This is a genomic window from Streptomyces sp. SCSIO 30461 (genome assembly GCF_037023745.1).
Lineage (GTDB): Bacteria > Actinomycetota > Actinomycetes > Streptomycetales > Streptomycetaceae > Streptomyces.
Window position 1 is genome coordinate 94,592 of sequence record NZ_CP146101.1, and the last position, 23,224, is coordinate 117,815.

A 23,224-nucleotide genomic window follows, 5' to 3' on the forward strand; every position below is an offset into this window, starting at 1 on the left:
GCCGTCGATGATGTCGCCCTCGTCAGGGATCCGGTTCGTGCCGTGGGCCACCCACGGACCACCGGGTCAGGACTCGTACTCTTCACCCCCGTGCTTCTCGCAGGTGCAGCCGCCCGACGCCCTGCCCGCCGAGACCAAGGCGGCTCCGGCTCCCGCTCCGGCATCCGTGATCGGCGGGCTGTCCAGGAGACCGGTCTGCGCCAGGAGGTAGGCCAGCTGTGCCCGGCTGTTGCTGCCGAGCAGGTCGGATGTCTTCTTCAGGTGCGTCGCCACCGTCCGCGTACTCATGCCGAGACGGCTGGCGATCGCCGCGTCCGTGTACCCGTCGACCATGAGCCGCAGCACCCGTAACCTGGTCTTCTCGGTGAGCAGCGAGGGCCGCTGCTGGTCCGGGTTGAAGGAGACCGGCTCGGCACGCTCCCAGGCGTGCTCGAAGACGGACACGAAGAACTGCACGACGCCCACGTCCCGTACGACGATCGCGTGGTTGCTGCGCTCGCCACCCTTGTCCGGGATGAACGCCGTCGACCGGTCGCACACGATCAGCCGGTCGAAGACCTCGTCGAGGGTGCGCACCTCGACCCCGGCCGCGGTGACGGTCCGGATGTACTCCAACGTCGGGGCGTGGGTCCGTACCGTGTGCTGGTAGAGCGTGCGCTGGACGACCCCCCGCTCCTGGGCGAGTACGACCCGCTTGAGGGACTCCTCGAGGATCTCCCTGGGCCTGCCCCCTCCCGGGTGCGCGGTCAGCAGCTCGCTGTCGGCGCCGCAGGTGGCCTCGTCGAGGGCCGCACTGATCACCGACGCGCCGGCGAGCCGCTGGACCTTGGGCTCTCCGACATGACAGGCCTCCTGGTAGATGGAATCGACCTGGGACATCGTGCGGCGAAGTTCGGCTATTTTCCGCTGCTGAGCCAGGATCGCCCGCTCCATCGGGTATGTCTGTGCAGTGGTCGCGACCGAGGGCGGTACGGGCACCAGTGTGCCCGGATCCCCCGTGGAGGGTGCCAGGAGCCCGAGGATCGTCAGGCACTCCGGCGCCTCGTCCCTGCCGACCGCTCCGCTGGTCACGGCGGCACTGTAGAGCTTTCGCCCCTCTTCGCAGATCTCGGTGTGTTCTCCGGCCTCCCCGGCAGCCGACGTACGGCACATACGCCCCCCCTTCAGGTTTCAGCAGTGCATGATCATGCGTCCAGGAGCGACTTCCCGCAACCTGCCCCCTGGTGCAGGATTTCATCAGGGCTGCCGGAGGGACGGCGACCCTCATCGACAGGGGGAATAGGGAATGAAGTTCAAGAGGATTCTCAGCAGAGCCGTGGCCGCCCTTTCGGTGGCTTCCGCGGTGATCGTCGGCGCCGCCGTCGCGCCCGCCTCAGCCGACCACTCCGTCGTCGCCGACGGCACCGCTTCCATGGAGGACCCGGGCTGGGGCTGATCCCCCTCGGGCCCCATCGAGCGCCGGGCCCATGCCCACGGCCGACTTGCACGCGCCCCGGGACCCGTCCCGCGCACCTCCCTCACACCCGTGATGACGTGTTCATCACGCCTTTCAGGCGCGTCGGCCACAACGTGTCGTTGACCGCCGTCCGGCCGCACTCCCATACCGACGCGCCCTTCGCCGACCTGACGGACAACGTCATCGTCCGGATCTTCGGCATACCCAAGTGATAAAGGAGCAAAGAGAATGACCACCGCCATTGCGGCCCCGAAGTGCCTCGTCTGCGACACCGATTTCGAGGTCCAGCCGGATTGGGAAAAGGGCGAGATCACCGAATGCACGGCCTGCGGCCAAGAGCACGAGGTGGTAGAGAAGACCGAGGCCGACGTGCGCCTCGACCTCGCCCCGGAGGTCGAGGAGGACTGGGGCGAGTGACCTCCGACGCCCAGGTCCTGCTCTCGGTCACCATGCTGCGGCCCGACGAGAAGCTTCTCCTCGGGGCGCTGCGGGACGAGGGCCTGACGGCCCAGCCGTTGCTGATGGAGGACCTGGCCGGGGTGGTGGCGGGCCGTTCGGGCCCGCCCGCTCTAGCCCTGATCAGGAACCTCTCCCACCGTGACGCGATCAGCGTCTCCCGCCGGCTCGAACACGCGGCGATCCCCACCTTCAACCGCGCCTCCACCATCGAGACGTGCAACGACAAGGGATTGCAGTCCCTTGTCTTCGCACGGCACGGCATCCCGCATCCCGTCACCCGGCATGCCTTCAGCTACGAACAGGTCCGCGAGCTCACGGCCGAGTTCGGGGTGCCGGCGGTCGTGAAGCCGGTCAGCGGCTCGTGGGGACGCGGAGTCACCAAGCTGACCAGCTCCGAGTGCGTCGAGGCCTGGGTCGGCGGCCGCGAGTCCGTCGACGCCGGCGGGAAGCTGTTCCCCGTCGTCGTCCAGGAGTACGTCGACAAGCCCGGCCACGACCTGCGCGTGATCGTCGTCGGCCGCACGCCCGTGGTCGCGATCCAGCGCGTCTCCGACGACTGGCGCACCAACACCCACCTCGGAGCCGAGGTCGAGCGCGTCGAGCTCACCACCGAGATCGAGAAGCTCTGCGGCCACGTCGTCGACGCCCTCGGCGAGGGCTTCTACGGAGTGGACCTGGTCGAGAACCGGGCCACCGGTGAGCTCCTCGTCCTCGAAGTGAACGCCAACCCCGAATTCGCCCGCTCCTCCGCCGTACACGGAGTGAACGTGGCCGGCCACCTCGCCGGGTACGTCGCGCAGCAGCTCGCGGCCCCGGCCGTCGCCGCCGCATAGGCCGCACGCCGTACGTCGCACGCCCGCGCGCGAAGCCGCCGGCCACCCGTAGACCGCACAAGACGGAGAAGACCTCCCCATGGAACTGTTCGACACCGCAACGGTGCTCACCCGCGTCCTCACCTCGGGCGTGGTCATGAGCATCGAGAAGAGCGACCGGGAACTCCCCGGTCTGGAACGGCTGCTCACCAAGCAAACCGGTCGCGCCCATGCCGTCCTGCTCAACAGCCGCACCGGGGCGCTGCACGCCGCCCTCGCCGGCCAGGGCATCGGCCACGGGGACACCATCTCCCTGGCCGGGACGGACGCGGAGACGACGGCGTTTCTCGCCTGGCTCGGCGTCACCGTCGCCGGTGACGGCCCCGCCGCCTACGACTACCTGGCCCTCGACACGGCAAACGCGGACCGGCTCGGCGAACTCGCCGCCGACGCCACCGCACCCGCCCTGGTCGTGGACCTGACCGGCCTCGGCTTCGGTCCCGCCGCAGCCGTCCTCACCGACGACCGGGACGTCTGGAACCGCGCCGAGCGTCTCAAGATCTTCGGCGCCTACGACCTGCGCACGATGTGGACGCAGGAGGAGGCCGACGCGGACCTGATCCCCGGCGTCCAGTTCAACTACCGCCTCAGCCCCCTGGTGGCCGCCTGCGTACGGATGGCCCTGACCCAGGCGGCGCGCCCCGCCGTCTCCGGAGCACGCTCGTGATCACTGACTTCCCGGCTTCGCCACTCCCCCTGCCCTCCGCCGCAGACATCGAGGACGAGCTCGCCGCCCTCGGCGGCAGCGAGATGATCCCCAAGGCCCTGCGCCGCACTCTCTTCCCGGTCATCACCAAGGAAGACGTCTTCAACCTGATGCTGGCGCAGCGCCAGACGCCCGACAAGGTCGTCGCCGACTTCGCGGAGACCTACCGCCAGTACGTCGGCGCCGAGTTCGCACTGCCGACCGCGAGCGGCACCTCCAGCCTCCACATGGCGCTCGTCGGCGCCGGCGTGCAGCCCGGCGACGAGGTGATCGTCCCCGCCTTCACCTTCATCGCCACCGCGCAGGCGGTCGTCGCAGCCCACGCGATCCCGGTCTTCGTGGACATCGACCCGCTCACGTACTGCATGGCCCCCGAGGCCGCGGCCGCCGCGATCACCCCGCGGACCCGCGCCCTGATGCCGGTCCACGTCCACGGTCTGCCCGCCGACGTGCCCGCGCTGCGCGCCCTCGCGGACAAGCACGGTCTCGCCCTCGTCGAGGACGCCTCGCACGCCCACTCGGCGAAGATCGGCGACCGGGTCGCCGGCTCCTTCGGCGACGCGGCCGGGCAGAGCCTGATGGCTGACAAGAACTTCCCGCTGGGCGGCGAGGGCGGCATCGCCTTCTTCTCCACCGCGGATGCGTACGAGCGCGCCGTCGCCTACCTGGACCGCCACGGCATCGACTACGGCATGTCCTGGGTGGCCGCCGCCTTCGGCTCCAGCCAGCTCAAGCGACTGCCGTACTACGACGAGATCCGCGCCCGCAACGCACGCCTCCTAGCCGAATCCCTCTCCCGCACCGGCCTGTTCACGCCGCCGCACGTGCCGGATGGCCATGTGCACGCGTACAACATGTACCGGATCGCGCTGCGCCCCGAGGCCGTCGGCCTCGACGACCTGCCCGTGTGGGCGGTCAAGGAGGCCGTCCACGAACTCCTCGTCGCCGAGGGCGTGCCGGCCCGCGAGTGGCAGAACACCCCGATCCCCTGCCACCTGCCCTTCACGCACCGGGACGGCTTCGGCAACGGCTACCCGTTCTCGCTCAACCCCCAGGCGGCGCGCGATCACCGCCCGGAGGACTTCCCGGTCACCCTCGGCATGCTCGACAGCACCCTCGTCCTCTGCCGCGAGCTGCGCTCGCCGGTCGAGTGGGAGCGCGTGCAGCGGTACGCCGACGCCTTCCACAAGGTGGCCAATCGCCCCGACGCCGTCCGCAAGCTCGTCGAGACGAACGAGTACCGGCGTCCGTATGAGAAGGCGGCCCGCCTTGGCTGACGACATCGAGTCCGGCCGGGTCCGCGTCGCCGTCATCGGCGGCAGCGGCTACACCGGCGGCGAAGTCATCCGGCTCCTCCTCGAACACCCGCAGGTCGAGCTGGCCTTCCTCTCCGCCGAACGCAACGCGGGCGCTGCCGTCGGCAGCGTCCACCCTTGGCTCCGCAACCACCCCAAGGCCACCGGCCTGAAGTTCCGCCCGCTGGCCGAGCTCGCCGACATCGACCCGGTCGACGTCGCCTTCGGCTGCCTGCCCACCGGCGCGCTGCCCGAGCGACTGCCGCTGATCGCCGCGCACGCCAAGCGCGTCCTCAACCTCGGAGGCGACTTCCGGCTGCGGGACGCGAAGCAGATCGGTACGCACTACCCGAAGACGGCGGCCCACCCGCCGCTGGAGGAGTTCGCGTACTTCGTGCCGGAGCTGAGTCCCTCGGTACCGGAGAGCCGGTTCATCAGCCTTCCGGGCTGCATGGCCGTCACCAGCATCTACGCCCTGTACCCGCTCTTCGCCGAGTCCCTCGTGAACGAGCAGGTCATCGTCGACGCCAAGACCGGCTCCACCGGCGGCGGCCGCGGCAGCGACGAGCCGCCCGCCGAGCGCACCGGCAACTTCCGGGTCCACAAGCTGTACGGCCACCGGCACGCCCCCGAGATCCACCAGGCCCTCGCGGACTTCACCGGCGCCGGAATCGACCTGCGGTTCTCCACGCACAGCCTGGACGTGGCGCGCGGCATCATGGTCACCGCGTACACCAAGCTGCGCCCCGGGGTCTCGGCCCTCGACGTCAAGCGGGCCTACGCCAAGGCGTACGTCGGCAAGCCCTTCGTACGGGTCCGCCCTGCGCCCAAGGCGCCGCAGGACTTCCCGATGCTGAAGGCCATCGTCGGCTCGAACGTCGCCGAGGTCGCCATCGCCGTCCGCGACGGCCAGGTCGTCGCCGTCGCGGCGCTGGACAACCTCATCAAGGGCGCGGCCGGCCAGGCCATCCAGACCATGAACCTGATCTGCGGTCTCGACGAGACGGCCGGGCTCCCCACCACGGCGGTGTCGCCGTGACCCGCCCGCTCTACGTGATCAAGGCCGGCAGCGCCACCCTCGACCGGGGCACGATCCACCAGGAGGTCGCGGGCCTCGTCGCCCGTGACGCCCGGGTGCTCCTGGTGGCCGGCGGCGCCACCGGCATCAAGTGCCACTACACCGCCATCGGCCGCCCGATGCCGCACCTGACGCTGGCCAACGGCGACTCCGTGCGCTACTGCCCGCCGGAAGAGATGATCCATCTCGTCGACGCCTACGAGCGGGTCACCCTCCCGGCCGTCGAACGCGAGCTGAAGGCCCTCGGCCTCGGGGTGTTCACGGCCGTCGCCGCCCGCGGCGGCCTGGTCACCGGCCGGGCCAACCGCCCCCTTAAGGCGGTCTCGGCCGAGGGCCGCACCCTCGTCGTCCGTGACCACCGCGCCGGCGTCCCATCCGACGTCGACGCCGTGCGGCTCGCCGCGCTGCTCGACACGTACGACGTGGTCTGCCTGTCGCCCCCGGTCGCCGACCGGGACGGCGGCGCCCCGCTCAACGTGGACGCCGACGTCCTCGCCGCCACCCTCGCCAACGCGCTCGGCGCCGACCACCTGCGCCTGGTCACCGGCACGGCCGGGCTCCTCACCGACCCGGCCGCCCCCGGCTCGACCCTCGCCAACGTTTACCCCGGGGAGGGCGCCCGTTACGCCGGCGGCCGCATGCGCCAGAAGGTGCGCGCGGCCGAGATCGCCCTGGAGGGCAGCGCCGACGTCGCCATCACCGGGCCGCACACCATGGCGGACGCGACCGGCTGGACCCGCTTCTGGCGGGCCAAGGAGCCCGCGGCCGACCTCGCCCTGCTGACCAAGACGGTCTCCGTGCCGTCCGTCTCGGGCGACGAGGCCGAACTCGCCGCCTTCCTCGCCGACTGGTGCCGCGAGCGTGGCATGACCGCCGAGATCGACAAGGCGGGCAACCTGGTCGCCAGCCGCGGCACCGGCCCGCGCCGCCTGCTCCTCCTGGGCCACCTCGACACGGTCCCCCACCACTGGCCGGTCGAGTGGCGCGACGACGAGCTGTGGGGCCGAGGCAGCGTGGACGCCAAGGGCAGCCTCGCCAACTTCCTGGAGGTCCTCGCCCACGCGGACATCCCCGAGGACGGCCGACTGTGCGTGGTCGGCGCAGTCGAGGAGGAGATCTCCTCCTCCAAGGGCGCCTACCACGTCCGCGATCACTACCCGGCGGACGCGGTCGTCATCGGCGAGCCCAGCGGCTCGCAAAAGCTGACCCTCGGCTACTTCGGGCTATTCAAGCTCCGGGTGACGGCAGCCGTCTCCAGCGGCCACTCGGCCGGCATGGACGCGGTCTCCGCCCCCGACGTGCTGATCCGCGCCCTCGGCGGGATCCGTGAGGCAGTCCTCGCGAAAGCACCCGAGGCGCTCAGCGCGGTCATCGACATCACCTGCGAGACCGGCCGCGAGGAGCACCGCGCCACCGGCACTCTCAACTTCCGGGTGCCGCCCTCGGCCGACCTCGCCGAGCTGCGCACCGCCGCGCTCGGCCCCCGCGACGGGGTGACCGTCGAGGTGCTGCGGGCCACCCCCGGCTACGCCGGCGGGCGCTCCAGCTCTCTGGTCAAGGTCTTCACACGGGCGTTCGCCGAGGCCGGGGTCCGGCCCCGGTTCGTGGTGAAGAAGGGCACCTCGGACATGAACACGCTGGCCACCACGTGGCAGAACGTGCCGATGGTGGCGTACGGGCCCGGCGACTCCGCGCTCGACCACACCGACGAGGAGCGGATCGGCGGCATGGAGTACCGCACGGCCCGCTCGCTCCTGGCGGACGCGGTCAACCGCTGGTTCGCCCTGCCCGAGGGGAGCCACTGATGACCGTCCTGCTCGACGCCCCCGCGGAGACACAGGCCACCGGCGACGAGGTCGTCGCCGCCCTCGCCGCCCGCGCGGTCGAGGCCCGGCGCCTCGTCGTCGACATGGCGGCGAGCCCGCGCGGCTGCCACCTCGGCGGCAGCCTCTCGGTCCTCGACATCCTGATCGCGGCCCTGCACCGGGCCTCGGCCGGGGACGGCACCGAGGTGGTCCTCAGCAAGGGCCACGCGGCCGCCGGACTCTACGCGGCCCTGTACGTCAGCGGGATCCTGCCGGAGAACCCGGCGCCGCTGTACGGACGGGCCGACCAGCCCTACACCGGGCACCCGGGCCCCAAGGTCCCCGGCGTCCGCTTCCCGACCGGCAGTCTCGGCCACGGCGTCCCGTACGCCGCCGGCTGGGCGCTCGCCCGCCGCCTCGGCGGCCACGGCGGACTCGGCATCGCCGTCGCCGGCGACGGTGAGCTCCAGGAGGGCCTGGTCTGGGAGACCGCCCAGGTCGCGGCGGCCCAGGGCCTCGGCAACTTCGTCCTCGTGGTCGACCGCAACGGCGGCCAGAACGACGGCTATGTCGAGGACATCTCGCCGCTGCCCCGGCTCGCCGAGCGATTCGAGGCCTTCGGCTTCGAGACCGTCCACACCGACGGACACGACCTGGCGGCGCTCATCGCGATCCTCGCCGGCGACCGCACGGCCGAGCGCCGGCCTCTCGCTGTCATCGCCGACACAGTCAAGGGCAAGGGTGTCCCCGCCGTACAGGGGAAGGCCGGCTGCCACTACGTGACCATCGACGCCACCCGTGCCGCCAAGTGGAAGCGAGCCATCCGATGACCGCCACCGCCCAGGAGGCTCCCGCGCCGGAGACCCCGGCGCCGCTCCCCGGCCGGGACGCCTACCGCGCCGAGCTCACCCGGCTCGCCGCCAAGGACACCGCCGTCGTCTGCCTGGAGGCGGACCTCGGCGGCAAGGGCCACCCTTTCCAGGCCGCCCACCCCGACCGCTTCTTCAACCTCGGCATCGCCGAGGGGGCCATGGTCGACATGGCGACGGGGCTCGCGGCCTCCGGCTACAAGCCCTTCGTCAGCACCTTCGCGCCGTTCGCGGTGCTCCGGGCGGCGGAGAGCCTGAAGCTGACGCTCGGCTACCTCGCCGCGGGCGTGACCGTCGTCGCGCCGTACGCGGGGGTGTCCGGGGCCTGGTTCGGCACCACCCACCACTGCCTGGAGGACCTCGCGGTCATGCGGAGCATCCCGGGCGTCACCATCGCCGCACCCTACGGGGAGGCCGAGATGCGGGCCGTGGTCCGGGCCGCCGTCCGCTCCGGGGAACCGCACTACATCCGGACCGGCCGCAATGCCGCATACGTCTCCCTCCCCTGGGACGGCGAGCAGGACGGCGCCGAACTCCCGCCCGTCCGCTGGGAGTCCCGTTCCGGCAACGACGACGTCTGCCTTGTCTCGGTCGGCGAGGAAGGCACCCGGCTCGCGCTCGCCGCGCGCCAGGCCCTGCACGGAGTCTCGCACGCCCACCTGGTGTACGTGGACCATGAGAACCTCGCCCGCTCCGCCGTCGAACTCGGCGCGTACCACCGGAAGTTCGTCGTGATCGAGGAGCACCGCGCGCAGGGCGGGACCGCCGAGGCACTGGCCCTGCTGCTGCCCGCCCACGAGGTCACCGGCGTGGCGGCGGACCGGAGCTGGCCCGCCCAGGGCGGTGACCACGAGGAGGTCATGGCCTCGCTCGGCATCGACCTGCCCGCCGTGTTCGGCGCGGTCCACCGGGCGCGCACCGCGGGCCGGGCCCTCGCCACCGCCGTCTGAAGCACCGCCCGCCCAGCCGTCACCCTTCTCAGAATCCGGGAGTCCCTCATGCATATCCTCATGATCGAATGCAATCCGAACGGCATCGCCGGCGTCGCCGGCGCCCTGGAGCTCGGCCACGAGGTCACCCTCGTCTCGGTCGACCCGGACTTCTACCTCGCCGTCTCCCCGCTCGCCGAGGCCGCCTACGCCCACCCCAACTGCCGGGTGGTCAAGAGCGAGCAGGCCTTCTCCATCGACGAGCTGATCGCCCTCGCCACCAAGCTGCATGCCGAGCGCCCGATCGACGGCGTCACCACCTACAGCGAGTACCACACCATTCACACCGCCGCCGTGGCGCAGGCACTCGGCCTGCCAGGCATGAGCGTCGACGGCGCCCGCAACGCCCGTCACAAGCACCTCACCCGCCTCACCCTGGACGGCACGGGCGTCCGCCAGCCCCGCTTCGCCCACGTCTCCGACGTGACGAAGGTCGAGGCCGCGGTCCGCGAGGTCGGCTTCCCCTGCGTCGTGAAGCCCTCGGACGGCACGGCCAGCCTCCACGTCCTGCACCTGAAGGACGAGGACGACCTCATCGCCTACCTGGCCGAGCTGGCCGACGTCGTCGACTATGGTCGCGGAGTCGTACGCATCCCGGACATCCTCATCGAGGAGTTCGTGCCCGGCGAGCTGATCTCCGTCGAGTCCTGTGTGCTCGGCAAGGGCGAGATCGTCAACCTCGGCGTGACCGACCGCCCGCTGAGCGGCTTCCCGTACTTCATCGAGATGGGCGCCACCTACTTCGACGGCCACCCGCTCCAGGAGGAGCTCTTCGCCACGACCACCAAGGTCCTGGAGGAGCTCGGCATCGACTTCGGCTTCATCCACACCGAGTTCCTGCTCGGCCCGGACGGCCCGGTCCTGTGCGAGGTCAACGGTCGCCTGGTCGGCGGCATCGTGCCGACCCTGATGGAGATCTCCTCGGGCGTCGACACCTACCTCCAGGTCATCCGCCAGGCCCTGGGCGAGCGCCCCGAGCTGCCCTTCCCGGGGAGGACCACGGCCGGTGGCCACTGGTTCGGCGCCCCCATCGCCGGCACCGTCGAGTCCATCGGCTTCGACGCGCTCTCCGGGGTCCCCGGCTTCCACAGCGCGCAGGCGTACAAGAAGCCGGGCACGGACGTGGCGCGGCTCTCCAAGAGCAACTTCGACTGGATCGGCCACATCATCTTCACCGGCGCCGACCGCGACGAGGTCAACAAGCGCTGCGAGGAGGGCCTGGACCGGATCGACCTGAAGATGCGCGTCGAGGTCGCCCGATGAACACCCCCGCCCACTTCGGAACGGAGCCGGGCCGCGTCGTCGAGCGCGGGGTGGCCGTCCCGTCCCTCGACCCCACCGCCGTGTACGACGTGACCTCCGAGGACGGTGTCTTCACCGCCTTCAAGGTCACCGGCGCGGCCCGTACGGGCGCCGAGACCGAGCTGTGGCCCGGCTACACCGAGACCCACGCCCACATCTCGCTCCCCCCGAACTGGGACGACACGGTCGACGATCCCCGGATCACGGCCCTGCAGTACCTGTACCACGGGGTCACCCACATCGTGGACATGTTCGGCTACCCCCTCCTCGCCGAGGACTGGGAGGCCGGCCGGGCCGCCTCCCCGTGGCCGTACCCCGAGCTCGTGCACTGCGGCTACGCGGTGACGGCGGTGACCAACGCCGCCGGACTCAGCGGCCACGGCGTCGAGTTCCCGGCCCCCGTCCACCTGATCTCCGTCGAGGCCGATCTGGACCACGCCCTGCGCTCCAACACCGAGCGCGGCGGCACCTTCCTCAAGGTGATGTTCACGGACGGCACCGAGCAGCCCGGCAGCCCGGTCCGCTTCTCCCGGCTCTCCGAGCGGGTCATGCGGCTCACCGCGAAGATCGCCGCCGAACGCGGGGTGACCGCGGTCATCGACTGCAACACCCTGGAGGAGACCCTCTTCGCCTACGCGTGCGGCTTCCGGCTCTTCGCCCACTCGGTCCGCGACAAGACCCTCACCCCCACCGAGTGGGAGGGCCTCGCCGGGGCGCGGTTCGTCTCCACCCTCGCCGGCCTCCGCTCGATGATCATGAGCCAGGAGGACTTCCTCACCGAGTACGGCCGCGAGGGCTTCCGCGAGACCCAGGACCCGTACAACCTGGAGTACGTCGAGAGGATCGAGAAGCCCTTCGGCATCGAGTACGGCTGCCAGGAAACCCGGACCGCCGCCCTCCGCGACATGCGGAACAACGCGCTCGCATCGCTCCGCCAGGGCAACCTGCTGATCGGCACCGACGCCGGCAACCTCGGTGCGTACCACGGCTATTCGTTCCTGGGTGAGCTCGACGCCCTGCGCGGCGACGACACCGACCGGGCGCTCGCCGAGGCCCTGCGCCACCAGGCGACCGTCGGCGGCCGCCGCTACTTCGACGAGATGAGCGGCAACCGCTCCAGCCGCCACCCGCTCACCGTCGGCGCGAGCGCCACCTACAACCTGCACGCTCCCGGCCGGCCCCTGTCGGCCCTGCCGCTGGCCACCGTCGTCCAGGGCGTCCCCGTCGACCGCCCGGCCCTCGCGCACGCCATCGCGGAGCTCCGCTCGAACGACTCGAAGGGGAAGGCCGCACTGTGACCACCGACCGCCGGCGGGCGCTCATCGGCGTCAACGCCGGAATCCTGCTCGCCAACACCGGCAGCTTCATCTGGTTCCCCGTCCTCGTCGCCACGCTCGGCGGCACCGGCAGCGGCTTCTGGGCGGGCGTCGTGATGTGCATGACGTATGTCGGCCGGCTCCTCGCGACCTTCTTCTACGAGGGGATCGCGGCCCGCGTCGGGGTCCGCGGCGCCGTCTTCCTCGGCACCGCGACCGAGGCCGTCGCCCTGGGTCTGATGGGCTTCGTCGACGAGCTCGCCATCTACGGCACACTCGGATTCTTCATCGGCTTCGGCTCCGGGACCTCCTTCCCTGGCCTGAAGAACGTCCTCATGGCGTTCCCGGACGACGAGCGCCCCAAGGCGTTCTCGACCTTCCAGATGTTCGGCCAGATGGGCCTGTTCGGCGGCGCCCTGCTCGGCGGTCTCGTCATCGGGCTCGACCTGCGGACCCTCTTCTCCCTGGTCTTCGCCTTCTTCATGGCGTACTGCCTGGTGGCCTCCTTCTTCATCCCGAAGGCCGGCTTCGGGGAGCCCCCCGCCGCGACGGACGGCCGGCGTCCCGCGCTGTTCAGCACCGCCGTCTTCAGGGGCATCGAAGTACGCGGCGCCACCCGCTACTTCCTCCTGTCGGCGGTCTTCTGGTTCCTCTCCATCGGCTTCGTCGTCGGCATCCCGCTCCACATGCAACGGTACGCGGCCGACTGGGCCCCCTCCGCGCCGTTCTGGATCACAGGCCTGACCGTGCTCGCGCTGCAGTACCCGGTCTTCACCCTCCTGATCAAGCGGCTGCGCCCGGGCGCCGTCATGGCGATCGGCCTGGCCGGGATGACCGCCGCTTTCCTCTCCTTCGGGGCCGGCCGGAGCGTCCCGTGGATCGTCGTCGGCTGTTTCGTCGTCGTCCTGGGCGAGATTCTCTTCGTGCCCTCCTTCGACATCTGGGTGGCCCGCAAGGTCCCCGAGGACCGGCTTGCCAAGGCGATGGGCGCCATGCACTTCTTCCGCAGCGCCGGCAACATGGTCGGCTCGCTGTCGGCCGGCGTCCTCTTCGACCTGGCCCGGAACACCGGTCTGCCCGGCGTGAACTGGTATGTGACGGCCGCCGTGGCGGCGGGCTGCGCCGTGGTCTGCCTGGTGGGCCGCGACGAGGAGACGGCTCCGGCCCCGGCGTCCGGCGCCCCGGAACGCGAGAAGGCCGCCGCCTAGCCACCCCGGCCCTCCGCGGGCGGCAAGCGACAAGAAACCAAGGAGAAGGAACAGATGGCCGACATCTGTGTCGTGGGCGGGACCCGGTACTTCGGGAAGATCCTCGTCCGTGAGCTGCTCGACCAGGGCCACCGCGTCACCCTGGTCACCCGGGGCCGCACCCCGGACCCCTTCGGCGAATCGGTCCGACGACTGCGCGCCGACGTCAACCGGCCGGGCGAGCTCACCGAGGCGGTGGCCGGCGAGCGCTTCGACGCCGTCATCCACCAGATGTGCTACACGCCGAACGCGGCGGTCGAGGCGGCCCGCGCCTTCGGCAGCCGAGCCGGAAAGATCGTCCTGACCAGCACCATCGAGGTCTACAACAAGGACACCTTCCGCTGGCGGATCCCGGCCCCGCCGATCAGTGTCCTCGCCCACGAGGACGAGCTCGACCCCGCCGCGTACGACTACGACACCGACCTGCCCTGGCTCGACATGTCGTACCTGGAGGAGAACTACGGCGAGGGAAAGCGGCAGGCCGAGGCCGCGCTCGTCCGGACTGCCCAGGTGCCGGTCCTGGTGGCCCGCGTCTCCCATGTCCTCGCCGCCGAGGGCGACTTCACCGGCAGGTTCCGCTTCCACCACGACAGGGTCGTCGCGGGCAGGCCGATCACCGTTCACGCGAAGCCCGGACAGACCTCGCTGGTACGGGCCGAGGACGCGGCCCGCTTCCTGGCCTGGGCCGCCGTCTCCGACGCGACCGGCACCGTCAACGTCGCCTCCCCCGACAGCGCCGGCCCGCACGACGTGATCACGGCTGTGGAACGGGCCACCGGGCTCCGCGCCACCGTCACGGAGAAGGACGACCCGGCAGGCGACCCGGCCCTGTCCCCGTACTCCTTCCCCGTCGACTTCGGCGTGACGACCGACCGGCTCGTCGCGCTCGGCCACCGGTTCCCGCCGATCGCCGAGTGGCTCCCCGAACTTGCCCGGACCAGCGCCGGAGTAGCCCAGGATCCCAAGCAAGCTCAGGAAGGCAAGGAACAGTGATGTTCGACCTCATCGTCATCATCGACACCAGGACCCCCGAGGACATCGCCCCGGTCGCCGACGCCCTCACCCGGATGCGCCCGGTCTGCCTCGCCGAGAACGGCTGTGTGAGCTGGGAGGCGTACCAGTCCCACGAGGCGGCCGGCCGGTTCGTCCTCGTCGAGCGCTGGGCCAGCCGCGAGCACTGGGAGAAGCACGGCGACGAGTCCGCCATCCGGGACATCTACCTTCCCGAGATCCTGCCGCGTATCGAGCGCGAGGTGCACCCGAGCACCCCCCTGGGCCATACCCGTACCACTACGACCACCACCGAAGGAGCGACCGCATGACCACCCCGCGCCCGCGCCGCATCGCCGTCGTCGGCGGCCGCCCCGCCCCCGTGCACGGCGCCCGCGAGCTCGGCATCGACGTCACCCTCGTCCACACGGAGGGCCAGTTCGACCGCGCCGAGGCCGAGGAGCACGTCTCCACGATCGTCACCGGCGACATCACCGACACCAGCGAACTCCTCGCCCTCCTTCAGCCGCTGCACGAGGAGAACCCCTTCGAGTTCATCCTCACCACCACCGAACTCGCGGCCGTCCCCGTCGGCGAGGTCAACGCCAAGCTCGGCCTGCCCGGCACCGACCCCGAGGTCTCCCGAATCATCCAGGACAAGGCACTGACCCGCGCCGCCCTCGACCGCCACGGGCTGAGCCCGGTCCGCCACCGGATCGTCGAGAACGAGGCCGAAGCGGTCGCGTTCCTGGCGGAGGTCGGCGGCCCCATCGTCCTCAAGCCGGGCAAGGGCGCCGGCAGCCTCCACATCCACCGTGTGGAGACGCCCGAGGAGGCCACGGCGGCGGTGAAGGCCGTGGCGGACTTCGGCTACGGCGGCGTCCTCGCCGAGGAGTTCCTCCAAGGCCCGGTCGTCAGCGTCGAGGCCTTCTCGCACCAAGGCCGGCATGTGGTCCTCGGCATCTGCGAGTACAAGGTGAACGAGCACTTCGTCGAGTGGGAGTGCAGCGTCTCCAGCGACCAGGCCTCGCCCTTCCGGGACGAGATCCACACGGTGACCGCCGGCGTCCTGGACGCGGTGGGCCTCACCGACGGCCCCTCGCACAGCGAGTTCGTGCTCACCCCGAACGGCCCGCGCCTCCTGGAGACACACAACCGGCTCTCGGGCGCCGGCATCCCCGAGATGGTCAACCGCTCCACCGGCTGGGACCCGGCCCGTCTCTTCCTCACCGTCCCTCTGGGAATCGATCGGCTCCCTGAGGAGGCCCCGGAGCCGAAGCTCGGCGCCGCGATCCGCTTCCTCGACGCGGAAGCGGGCGTGATCACCGCGATCAGCGGCGTGGACGAGCTGTCGGTGCCGGTCCGCTGGGTCCCGAAGGGCACCACACCGCCGCACATGATCCCGTACCTGAAGGACTTCACCGGCGCCGACGAGGGCGTGGTCCTCGCCAAGCACGTCGGCGACCGCACCGCCTCCATGGACTCCCTCCTCGCCAGCGACAAGGGCTACGTCTTCGCGACGGCGGCCACCCGCGCGGACGCCGTCGGCCGCTGCGAGGAACTGGCGGCGGCCATCCGCTTCCACGTGACGCCCAAGTCCTGAGGCACGAGACACGAAGGACACACAGGGATGCACGAGGTGCGACGGACGTGGGCTCGGGACCCTGAGCCCACGTCTGAGCACTGTGATCCTCCCGATCGACCGCTGGCACGAGGGAGGTGGCGCCCGCCGCCGGTCAAGGCGACTGCAGGATGTACGGCCGCGATGCCTTCGACATGAAGAGCGGCATCGCGGCCATGATGGTCGCAGTCGTCCGCGCCACCGCCCCCGGACCCCTGCGCGGCGACGTTGTCCTCGCCTGCGCCGCAGCTCCTCCGACACCCCTCACCACGCAGGTCCCAGGGGATCCACGGGGGAGACAAGATCCAACGAATCCGTGGGATCCCAGGTCTCTCCCACCTCCGGTGGACACCGATGTGCCTACCAGCGGGCACGAAAGAATCCCTCTGAAACTGCGTTTCCGCAGGTCAGATGGCATTTGACAGTGGAGCCTAGGGGAGTCGAACCCCTGACATCTGCCATGCAAAGACAGCGCTCTACCAACTGAGCTAAGGCCCCGGAACAGGGAACAGAGTACCGGGTCACCCCCCTGATCCTGCAAAAGGATTGGGACTCCCGGTATCCGACCACTCTCCGTAGGATGCTCGTCAGGTTCGCGGCAGCGAAGCCGACGCATGGGGAAGCGCGATGGGGAGACGCACATGGACGCAGCACAGCAGGACACGACCGCGAGAGCCAGAGAGCTTCAGCGCAGCTGGTACGGAGAGCCTCTGGGGGCGCTTTTCCGACGGCTGATCGACGATCTGGGGCTGAACCAGGCGCGACTCGCGGCAGTGCTCGGGCTGTCCGCTCCGATGCTCTCCCAGCTGATGAGCGGACAGCGGGCCAAGATCGGCAATCCCGCGGTGGTCCAGCGCGTCCAAGCCCTGCAGGAGCTCGCCGGGCAGGTGGCCGACGGCAGTATCAGCGCGGCCGAGGCCACGGACCGGATGGACGAGATCAAGAAGTCGCAGGGCGGGTCCGTCCTCACCAGCACCGGGCAGACCACCAACAGCTCCGGCGCACCGACCGTGCGGCGTGTGGTCCGCGAGATCCAGTCGCTGCTGCGGTCGGTGGCGGCGGCCGGCGACATCATCGACGCGGCGGACACTCTCGCGACGACGCATCCGGAGCTGGCAGAGTTCCTCAAGGTGTACGGCGCCGGGCGCACGGCTGACGCGGTCGCCCACTACGAGTCGCACCAGCACTGAGTACGCGGTCCGGGGGCGCCGACGCCCCCGGACCGAACACGGCGCACCAGAACAGGGAACCGGGGGCAGGCGCAGCACGATGGGTGAGGTCTTCTCTGGTCGGTACGAGCTGATCGACCCGATCGGCCGGGGTGGTGTCGGCGCGGTCTGGCGCGCCTGGGACCAGCGGCGGCGACGCTATGTGGCTGCCAAGGTCCTCCAGCAGAGCGACGCACACACCCTGCTGCGCTTCGTCCGTGAGCAGGCGCTGCGCATCGACCACCCGCATGTCCTGGCTCCGGCCAGTTGGGCCGCCGACGACGACAAGGTGCTGTTCACCATGGACTTGGTGAGCGGGGGTTCGCTGGCGCATCTGATCGGCGACTACGGCCCGCTGCCGCCGCGCTTCGTCTGCACCCTGCTCGACCAGCTGCTGTCCGGACTCGCGGCGGTGCACGCCGAAGGCGTCGTACACCGCGACATCAAGCCGGCCAACATCCTGCTGGAGGCCACCGGCACCGGACGGCCGCATCTGCGGCTGTCCGACTTCGGTATCGCCATGCGCAAGGGAGAGCCTCGGCTGACCGAGACGAGCTACTTCGTGGGGACGCCCGGATACATCGCCCCCGAGCAGATGCTCGGTGCCGAACCCGACTTCGCCGCCGACCTGTTCGCGGTCGGTCTTGTCGCCCTCTACCTCCTCCACGGACAGAAGCCGGACTCCCGCGCCCTGGTCGGGCACTTCGCCGCCCATGGCACTCCCGGCGCGCCCCAGGGCATCCCCGAGCCGCTGTGGCAGGTGCTCGCCGGCCTGCTCCAGCCCGATCCGCAGGCGCGGTTCCGCACGGCCACGGGTGCGCGCAAGGCACTGGCATCCGCTGTGGAGCTGCTCCCCGATTCGGGCGCGGACGAGGAGCCGGTGGAGGTCTTCGACCAGATAGGGCCGCTGCCCCCGGGGTTCGGCCCCGGCGGCCCGGGACACGCCGAAAGCACCGGCCACGCCGAAGGCACCGGCCACGCCGAAGGCGCGGGACAGCGTGAGCAGCACGGACTGCCCGAACAGTACGAACAGCACGGACCTCCCACGGGACACGAAGCGCGGCAGGCACACGAAGGCCGCGGCGGATCCGAGCCGCACACGGCCACGAGTGGGACCACCCCTCCGGTCCCCACGACGCCCCCGCCCCCGGCGGTCGACCCGTCATACCCGTCATACACCGGTCTCCCGGTTGCCCCGGCCGCGCGGCAGCCGGTCGGGCACGATCCGCATACACCGCCGCCCATGGCCTCCCCCGGCGACACGGGCTCCTTCCGCCTCGCGCCGCCGTCCCAGCCGCAGACGCCCCCGACGGCGCAGAACACTTCGGCGGCCTTCGGGCAGGCTCCCACCCGTCCCTACACCGCCGAGTCCCCGAGATCTCCCCAGCCCGGCCCGCACAAGCGTCCGGGACCGCCCCCGAAGGTGGCGGTCCCGGTGCTACTGGTGGCGCTGGTCTGCTTCGCGGTGGGCATCTGGGCACTCACCCAGGTGTGACGGCCGCCGCCGCACCGCTCCCCGCTCCTCATCGGTGCGTCCTAGTGCGCCCGGTCCGTAGGGCGCCTGCGCGCCACGACCGTCCAGCCTCCGAGGCCGAGCAGCAGCACGGTCCCGGCTCCGATGCCTGCCACCGCGACCAGCTTCATCGTGTCGCTCCTCGCCGCCCCCGGTCCGCTGAGCCCGTCGGCCGCCGCGTCCCGGTCGTCGTCCGTGACGGCGAAGATCCCGGCCTGCCCGTCGTAACCCGGGCCCTGCTTCGCCTTCCCCGTCACGTTCACCCGCAGCGTCAGCGGCACGGCCTGGTCCCCGTACTCCTTCACAAGCTCCGGGCTGAGGGTGGCTGACACGTAGTACCAGCCGGCGAAGCGCATGCCGCTGGTGGAGTCGCTGCTGTCGAAGCGGTTCTCGTAGGCCACCGGAGGCAGGGACTCGAACCCCATCGACGCGGGCTCACCGCTGTAGGAGTCCGACTTCTGGCGGACGAGCCCGCGGGCGGGATTGTGCAGCGCGACCACCAGGGCTTGGCCGACGTATTCGGTGCTCGCCGTGCTGGAGCCGAGATCGGCCGCGACGAAGAGCTGCTGGCCCCAGTCCACCGGCACCCGGAAGACACGGGTCTGACCGGGCTTGATGTCGTCACGCCATTCGCCTTGGCCGATGCTCATGGCGTCGTTGAAACCGGTGCCACCCGCCCGCCGCTGCGGCCCGCCGGCAGGCGGCGCGGGGGATGAGGACGGCCAGTCCTCGGGCGCCTCGGTGGGCCCATCCGCCTTGAGTGACGGCTCCGCGTCGTAGCGGATCTCCAGATCCCAGCCGTCCGGTGTGGAGGTCGCCTTGGTGGCCCGTTCGACGAGCACGTAGTACGCGCCGCGCTCCTGGCAGCTTGAGCTGCCCGGCTCTATCGTCCGGCCGGCGTACGCGGCGATCGGACGGGTGAAGGCGGCCGACTCGAAGTGCGCGTTCTGCGTGCTGCACCGGCTGTTCGAGCCGCTCTGGATGGTCACCGTGATGCCGTCGCCGTACTCCACCTTGCCACCGGCCCTGGGCACCGCGACAACCGAGACATATGCGTTCGTCCTGGCGTCGAGGTCGAGGCGGTAGTAGAGCTTGGCGTCCTTCTTGATGCTGTCCCGGTAGACGGAACCGGCTTCGAGTAGCTGGGCGTTGCTGCTGACGGTGGCGCCCCGGACCGGCTTGGCGGCGCTGTCGAAGGTGTACACGCCAGGTGCTTCCTCCGCCTGTGCCGAACCGCCCGGCAGCGCCACCACGGCGCACAGCGCCGCGCACAGCGCCGTCGCCACCCCGGTCCGGCCGCGGACCTTGCTCCGGCTTTCGCCGCGCTGCCTCATCGGTCCCTCCCCCATGTCGTGCCCGTGCGGCTGGTCCTGTTCCTGCCCCGTGCCGTCCGTACACGTAGGAAAGCGAAAGCGAATCCGGTGATCAGAACGACGGCGGCACCTCCCGCGACCATCGCGGTCGTGGTGCTGATCCATCCTGCCCCGTCGGTCCCGCCGCCGTCCTCGCGGGTGGCCTGCTTGTTGCCCTTGTCCGCCACCACCGGGGCGTCGTACTGCGGACCCGACTTCGCCTCACCGAGCACCGCGACCCGCAGCACCACCCCGATCTGCGGGTTCTCGGCGATCTCGGCGGCTCGGGCGCCGAGTGTGACGGCGATGTGGAAGTCGCCGCCCTGGTGCACGGGAATGACATTGGGGTGGTTCTCGTAGCGGTTGGTCCAGGAGACCGGGACCGTGCCCATCTTCAGCACGGCGGGCTGCCCGCGGTAGATCGTCTGCTGTGTGAACTCGGTGGTACCGCCGCCCACCGGTGCACGGGCCGGGGTGAACACCTCCGTGGCGCCGTACGACCAGTTCCCCGTGATCCCGTCCACCGTGGGCTCGTTCGCGAACTCCACGTCGTAGCGCAGCTGCTGACCCCAGCCGACGGGGACCTTGTACCAGAGGGTCTGCGAAGGGAGGATCCGGTCGCGCCACACGCCAGGGCCGATCTCCCTGGCATCGTTGAAGCCGGTGCCGCCTGCCACGTCGTCCGGGTCGCCCAGCGGCAGGGTCGCGTCCTTGCCGCCCTTGCCGTAGTCGGGACGCGACTCGGCCGGGGTGACACCCGGGGTGAGGGGCTTGTCGGTGCCGTACGTCAGCTCCAGCGGCCAGCGGGCGGAGTCCGAGTCCGGCGCGCTCCTGCGCTCGACGACGAGCCAGTAGCGCCCTGCCTTGTCGCAGGTGCCGCCGCCGTCCTCGCTCGGCACCCTGGCGACCGCCGAAGTGAGCGGGGTCGCACCCTCCGTCTGGGAGAAGAACTCGGTACTGGTCTCGCACGAGCTGACGGAACCTCCGGAGTCCTCTCCGGCGTACTCGATCCCGATGCTGAGCCTGTCGAGCCGATCGACGGCGGACCCGGGTTGCGGCACGGCCGTCGCCGAGAAATCCGCCGTCGAGACCGCGTCGAGGTCGACCGCGTAGTGCCTCTTCTCGCCCGGCCCGATGGAGTCCAGATACTGCCCGGCAGCGAGCACGGGCGCCCCGGTGCGCTCCGGCTTGCCCTCGACCGGCTTGCCGCGCAGCCGGTAGCCGTCAGCGGACAGCCGCGCGGAGCGCTGGAGTTGGCGGGCCAGGGCTGCGGCGTCGGGTGCGTCGTAGTAGCGCCCGTTGCCCGCCTCGGCGATGCACTCCAGTTGCTTGCGGGCGGCGCCGCGTACCTGGAATCCCACGGCGTCGATACGCAGCCCGATCCCGTCGTCGCTGAGCTGCTTCGCCACCTCGCAGGGATCCGGTGTGCCGCAGGTGACCTCGCCGTCCGAGACCAGCAGGATCGTACGGGTGCCGATCACCCCGCCATCGGGCCTGGGGAGGTCCTGGGCTGCCTTGCGGAGCGAAAGCCCGATGGGGGTGTCCCCCTTGGGCCGCACGGACGCGACCGCCCGCTTCAGTGCCGCACGGTCGAGCGCCTGTACGGGCCGGACGAGCCGGGTGTCGGTGCAGCCCTTGGGCTGATCCGCTCCGTAGACCCGGAGCCCGGTGGGGTGTCCGTCGGGGAGCGCGTCCACGACGGTGCCCACTGCCGCGCGGGCGGCGTCCATGCGGGTCCGTCCCGTACCGTCGTCGTCGCCCATCGAACCGGACGAGTCGAGCACCATGACCAGTCCGCCTGGGCCGAACCCTTGCGGAGCCTTCGCGGCCCCGCTCGGCGACCCGCCCGGCGCGGCGGCGGCGGGCAGCACCCCGCCCGTCAGAGCAAGCAGTGCCCCGCCCACGAGAAGCGTCGAACATGTTCGGCGCCTGCGCCTGGATTCCAGCTGCCGTCCCCCCCTCAACACAGACATCAACTTTGCAATCGCAAGCTAGTCATTCACTAAGGTGAAGGCAAGGTTGTTGTGTCACGGACATGCAACACGGCGCGGAACCCTACCCGGCCGCCGAACAGCGCGGAGCCCCGGCCGTTTCATCGGCCGGGGCTCCGTCACTCTGTTCCGCTTGTGTCTCACACACCCGAACCTGCGGGCACGGAGTCGGTCGCCTCCGTCCACAGATCCTGCTCGGCGCGATCCGCCTGGATCTGGCGGTACACGAGGAGCCCGCCGATGGCGGCCAGTGCGACCAGGAGAAGCTTCTTCACCGCGCGACCTCGTCTTTCCTTGACGTATGAGGACCTCTGGCGCCCGACTATACACACCGATCGATACCGTTCGGTGACCTGAGCCCGCCTCGGGACATGCCCACCGAGCGACCAACTCCCGCTTCCCCAGGGGATACCCGATCGGCCCGATACCGGCCGCGAACGCCGAAGACCCCCAACCACTGCGGGTTCGGGGTCTTCGTACTGGTGGGGCTAACAGGATTTGAACCTGTGGCCTCATCCTTATCAGGTCGATCACCGGCTTATCAGGTCGATCACCGGGGTCTGTCAACGTCGGCCAACGGCCCCTGCGCCTCGGTCGATCGTCCACTGAGGTCCGGCGCCGACCGCTGCTGTTCGTGCTTGTTGGTGTCAGCCGCTGGTGTCAGCCGTCGCACTCGGTCTTGACAAGGCTGCCTCGCCATTGCACAGCACTTGTTTGGAACACCGTTGCGGAACGCCGGAGTCTCGGACACATCACTTCGGCGTCGTGTCCTCGCAGTTCTCCGACACTTTCACCACGTGGAAGACCACCGGGTAATCCGTGATCTGCTGGTACGGGTCCGGCTGGGAGCTGCAGATCTTCCATGCAACCGGGTCGTCCACCGGACGACCCTGGCCGCTCGCGTCCTTGAAGATCATGTCCATTTCGGAGCTCATCTGCTCGTACGCACGCCCGGCATTGCCGCCGATGACATCGGGCATGGTGGCGCTGACCGGCTCGGCGTCTGCCGTACGACGCGTCTCGGCGGCCCCCGAGCTGGTAGAGGTGCTCGCCGAGGCCTCCGGCACGGATGACGCTCCGCAGGCCGTGGCTGAGGCCAGGAGCGTGGCGGCGAGGGCAGGTCTCAGAAGCTTGATGACGGTCATGTTCCCCCCA

General features: G+C 70.7%; 23 protein-coding genes and 1 tRNA gene. 18 read left to right on the forward strand and 6 right to left on the reverse strand.

The features are described 5' to 3' along the window. Positions 1–66 precede the first annotated feature (66 nt). On the reverse strand, positions 67–1,071 hold the full coding sequence (locus V1460_RS00435; RefSeq protein WP_338671435.1) for a LuxR C-terminal-related transcriptional regulator: 1,005 nt from the start codon (positions 1,069–1,071) through the stop codon (positions 67–69). Positions 1,072–1,285: 214 nt separating this feature from the next. Here V1460_RS00435 and V1460_RS00440 point away from each other — a divergent pair, with 214 nt between their 5' ends. From V1460_RS00440 to V1460_RS00515, 16 genes are all read left to right on the forward strand, one after another. After that, positions 1,286–1,435, forward strand: coding sequence for a hypothetical protein (locus tag V1460_RS00440; protein ID WP_338671436.1), 150 nt, complete (start codon positions 1,286–1,288; stop codon positions 1,433–1,435). 98 nt (positions 1,436–1,533) lie between these two features. Continuing rightward, positions 1,534–1,668 carry a hypothetical protein gene (locus V1460_RS00445; protein ID WP_338671438.1) on the forward strand — a complete coding sequence of 45 codons (135 nt, stop codon included), beginning with the start codon at positions 1,534–1,536 and terminating at the stop codon, positions 1,666–1,668. A gap of 16 nt (positions 1,669–1,684) precedes the next feature. Then, the gene (locus tag V1460_RS00450; protein WP_338671440.1) at positions 1,685–1,873 is read left to right on the forward strand and encodes a lysine biosynthesis protein LysW; all 189 of its coding nucleotides are present in this window, start codon (positions 1,685–1,687) and stop codon (positions 1,871–1,873) included. Further along, complete coding sequence (locus tag V1460_RS00455) at positions 1,870–2,748, forward strand: RimK family alpha-L-glutamate ligase (RefSeq protein WP_338671441.1); 879 nt, start codon at positions 1,870–1,872, stop codon at positions 2,746–2,748. Before V1460_RS00450 ends, V1460_RS00455 begins: the two co-directional genes overlap by 4 nt. 79 nt (positions 2,749–2,827) lie before the next feature. Beyond that, on the forward strand, positions 2,828–3,454 hold the full coding sequence (locus V1460_RS00460) for a DegT/DnrJ/EryC1/StrS family aminotransferase (protein WP_338671442.1): 627 nt from the start codon (positions 2,828–2,830) through the stop codon (positions 3,452–3,454). Further along, the gene (locus V1460_RS00465) at positions 3,451–4,770 is read left to right on the forward strand and encodes a DegT/DnrJ/EryC1/StrS family aminotransferase (RefSeq protein WP_338671443.1); all 1,320 of its coding nucleotides are present in this window, start codon (positions 3,451–3,453) and stop codon (positions 4,768–4,770) included. The genes V1460_RS00460 and V1460_RS00465 overlap by 4 nt, the downstream gene beginning before the upstream one ends. Continuing rightward, a complete protein-coding gene (gene argC / locus V1460_RS00470; RefSeq protein WP_338671444.1) occupies positions 4,763–5,827 on the forward strand; it encodes an N-acetyl-gamma-glutamyl-phosphate reductase in 1,065 nt (354 codons plus the stop codon). The genes V1460_RS00465 and argC overlap by 8 nt, the downstream gene beginning before the upstream one ends. Further along, the gene (locus V1460_RS00475; RefSeq protein WP_338671445.1) at positions 5,824–7,671 is read left to right on the forward strand and encodes a M20/M25/M40 family metallo-hydrolase; all 1,848 of its coding nucleotides are present in this window, start codon (positions 5,824–5,826) and stop codon (positions 7,669–7,671) included. The genes argC and V1460_RS00475 overlap by 4 nt, the downstream gene beginning before the upstream one ends. Then, positions 7,671–8,501 carry a thiamine pyrophosphate-dependent enzyme gene (locus V1460_RS00480; RefSeq protein WP_338671446.1) on the forward strand — a complete coding sequence of 277 codons (831 nt, stop codon included), beginning with the start codon at positions 7,671–7,673 and terminating at the stop codon, positions 8,499–8,501. Before V1460_RS00475 ends, V1460_RS00480 begins: the two co-directional genes overlap by 1 nt. After that, complete coding sequence (locus tag V1460_RS00485) at positions 8,498–9,490, forward strand: transketolase (RefSeq protein ID WP_338671447.1); 993 nt, start codon at positions 8,498–8,500, stop codon at positions 9,488–9,490. Before V1460_RS00480 ends, V1460_RS00485 begins: the two co-directional genes overlap by 4 nt. A gap of 48 nt (positions 9,491–9,538) precedes the next feature. Continuing rightward, positions 9,539–10,792, forward strand: a complete 1,254-nt coding sequence (locus V1460_RS00490) for an ATP-grasp domain-containing protein (protein ID WP_338671448.1) — start codon at positions 9,539–9,541, stop codon at positions 10,790–10,792. Next, entirely contained in the window at positions 10,789–12,129 is a 1,341-nt protein-coding gene (locus tag V1460_RS00495) for a hydrolase (protein WP_338671449.1), read from the forward strand. Before V1460_RS00490 ends, V1460_RS00495 begins: the two co-directional genes overlap by 4 nt. Continuing rightward, positions 12,126–13,355 carry an MFS transporter gene (locus tag V1460_RS00500; RefSeq protein ID WP_338671450.1) on the forward strand — a complete coding sequence of 410 codons (1,230 nt, stop codon included), beginning with the start codon at positions 12,126–12,128 and terminating at the stop codon, positions 13,353–13,355. Before V1460_RS00495 ends, V1460_RS00500 begins: the two co-directional genes overlap by 4 nt. 54 nt (positions 13,356–13,409) lie before the next feature. Next, a complete protein-coding gene (locus tag V1460_RS00505; protein WP_338671451.1) occupies positions 13,410–14,387 on the forward strand; it encodes an NAD-dependent epimerase/dehydratase family protein in 978 nt (325 codons plus the stop codon). Next, on the forward strand, positions 14,387–14,716 hold the full coding sequence (locus V1460_RS00510; protein ID WP_338671453.1) for an antibiotic biosynthesis monooxygenase: 330 nt from the start codon (positions 14,387–14,389) through the stop codon (positions 14,714–14,716). Before V1460_RS00505 ends, V1460_RS00510 begins: the two co-directional genes overlap by 1 nt. After that, positions 14,713–15,987: an ATP-grasp domain-containing protein gene (locus V1460_RS00515; protein WP_338671454.1), complete on the forward strand. Its 1,275-nt coding sequence runs from the start codon at positions 14,713–14,715 to the stop codon at positions 15,985–15,987. The genes V1460_RS00510 and V1460_RS00515 overlap by 4 nt, the downstream gene beginning before the upstream one ends. A 443-nt stretch (positions 15,988–16,430) precedes the next feature. On the opposite strand, the gene V1460_RS00520 is transcribed toward V1460_RS00515, so the two are convergent. Next, positions 16,431–16,503: transfer RNA gene (locus tag V1460_RS00520), tRNA-Ala, on the reverse strand. A 143-nt stretch (positions 16,504–16,646) separates the two neighbouring features. Here V1460_RS00520 and V1460_RS00525 point away from each other — a divergent pair. Continuing rightward, positions 16,647–17,195 (forward strand): DNA-binding protein, encoded by a 549-nt coding sequence (locus tag V1460_RS00525; protein WP_338671455.1) that lies wholly within the window; start codon positions 16,647–16,649, stop codon positions 17,193–17,195. Between the two features lie 79 nt (positions 17,196–17,274). Further along, positions 17,275–18,708 carry a serine/threonine-protein kinase gene (locus V1460_RS00530; RefSeq protein WP_338671456.1) on the forward strand — a complete coding sequence of 478 codons (1,434 nt, stop codon included), beginning with the start codon at positions 17,275–17,277 and terminating at the stop codon, positions 18,706–18,708. 41 nt (positions 18,709–18,749) lie between these two features. Here V1460_RS00530 and V1460_RS00535 read toward each other — a convergent pair whose 3' ends face one another. From V1460_RS00535 to V1460_RS00550, 4 genes are all read right to left on the reverse strand, one after another. After that, positions 18,750–20,060 (reverse strand): hypothetical protein, encoded by a 1,311-nt coding sequence (locus V1460_RS00535; protein ID WP_338671457.1) that lies wholly within the window; start codon positions 20,058–20,060, stop codon positions 18,750–18,752. Then, complete coding sequence (locus tag V1460_RS00540; protein ID WP_338671459.1) at positions 20,057–21,982, reverse strand: VWA domain-containing protein; 1,926 nt, start codon at positions 21,980–21,982, stop codon at positions 20,057–20,059. The genes V1460_RS00535 and V1460_RS00540 overlap by 4 nt, the downstream gene beginning before the upstream one ends. A gap of 227 nt (positions 21,983–22,209) precedes the next feature. Further along, positions 22,210–22,344: a DLW-39 family protein gene (locus V1460_RS00545; protein WP_003958712.1), complete on the reverse strand. Its 135-nt coding sequence runs from the start codon at positions 22,342–22,344 to the stop codon at positions 22,210–22,212. Positions 22,345–22,821: 477 nt separating this feature from the next. Then, complete coding sequence (locus V1460_RS00550) at positions 22,822–23,214, reverse strand: hypothetical protein (protein ID WP_338671460.1); 393 nt, start codon at positions 23,212–23,214, stop codon at positions 22,822–22,824. Positions 23,215–23,224 lie beyond the last annotated feature (10 nt).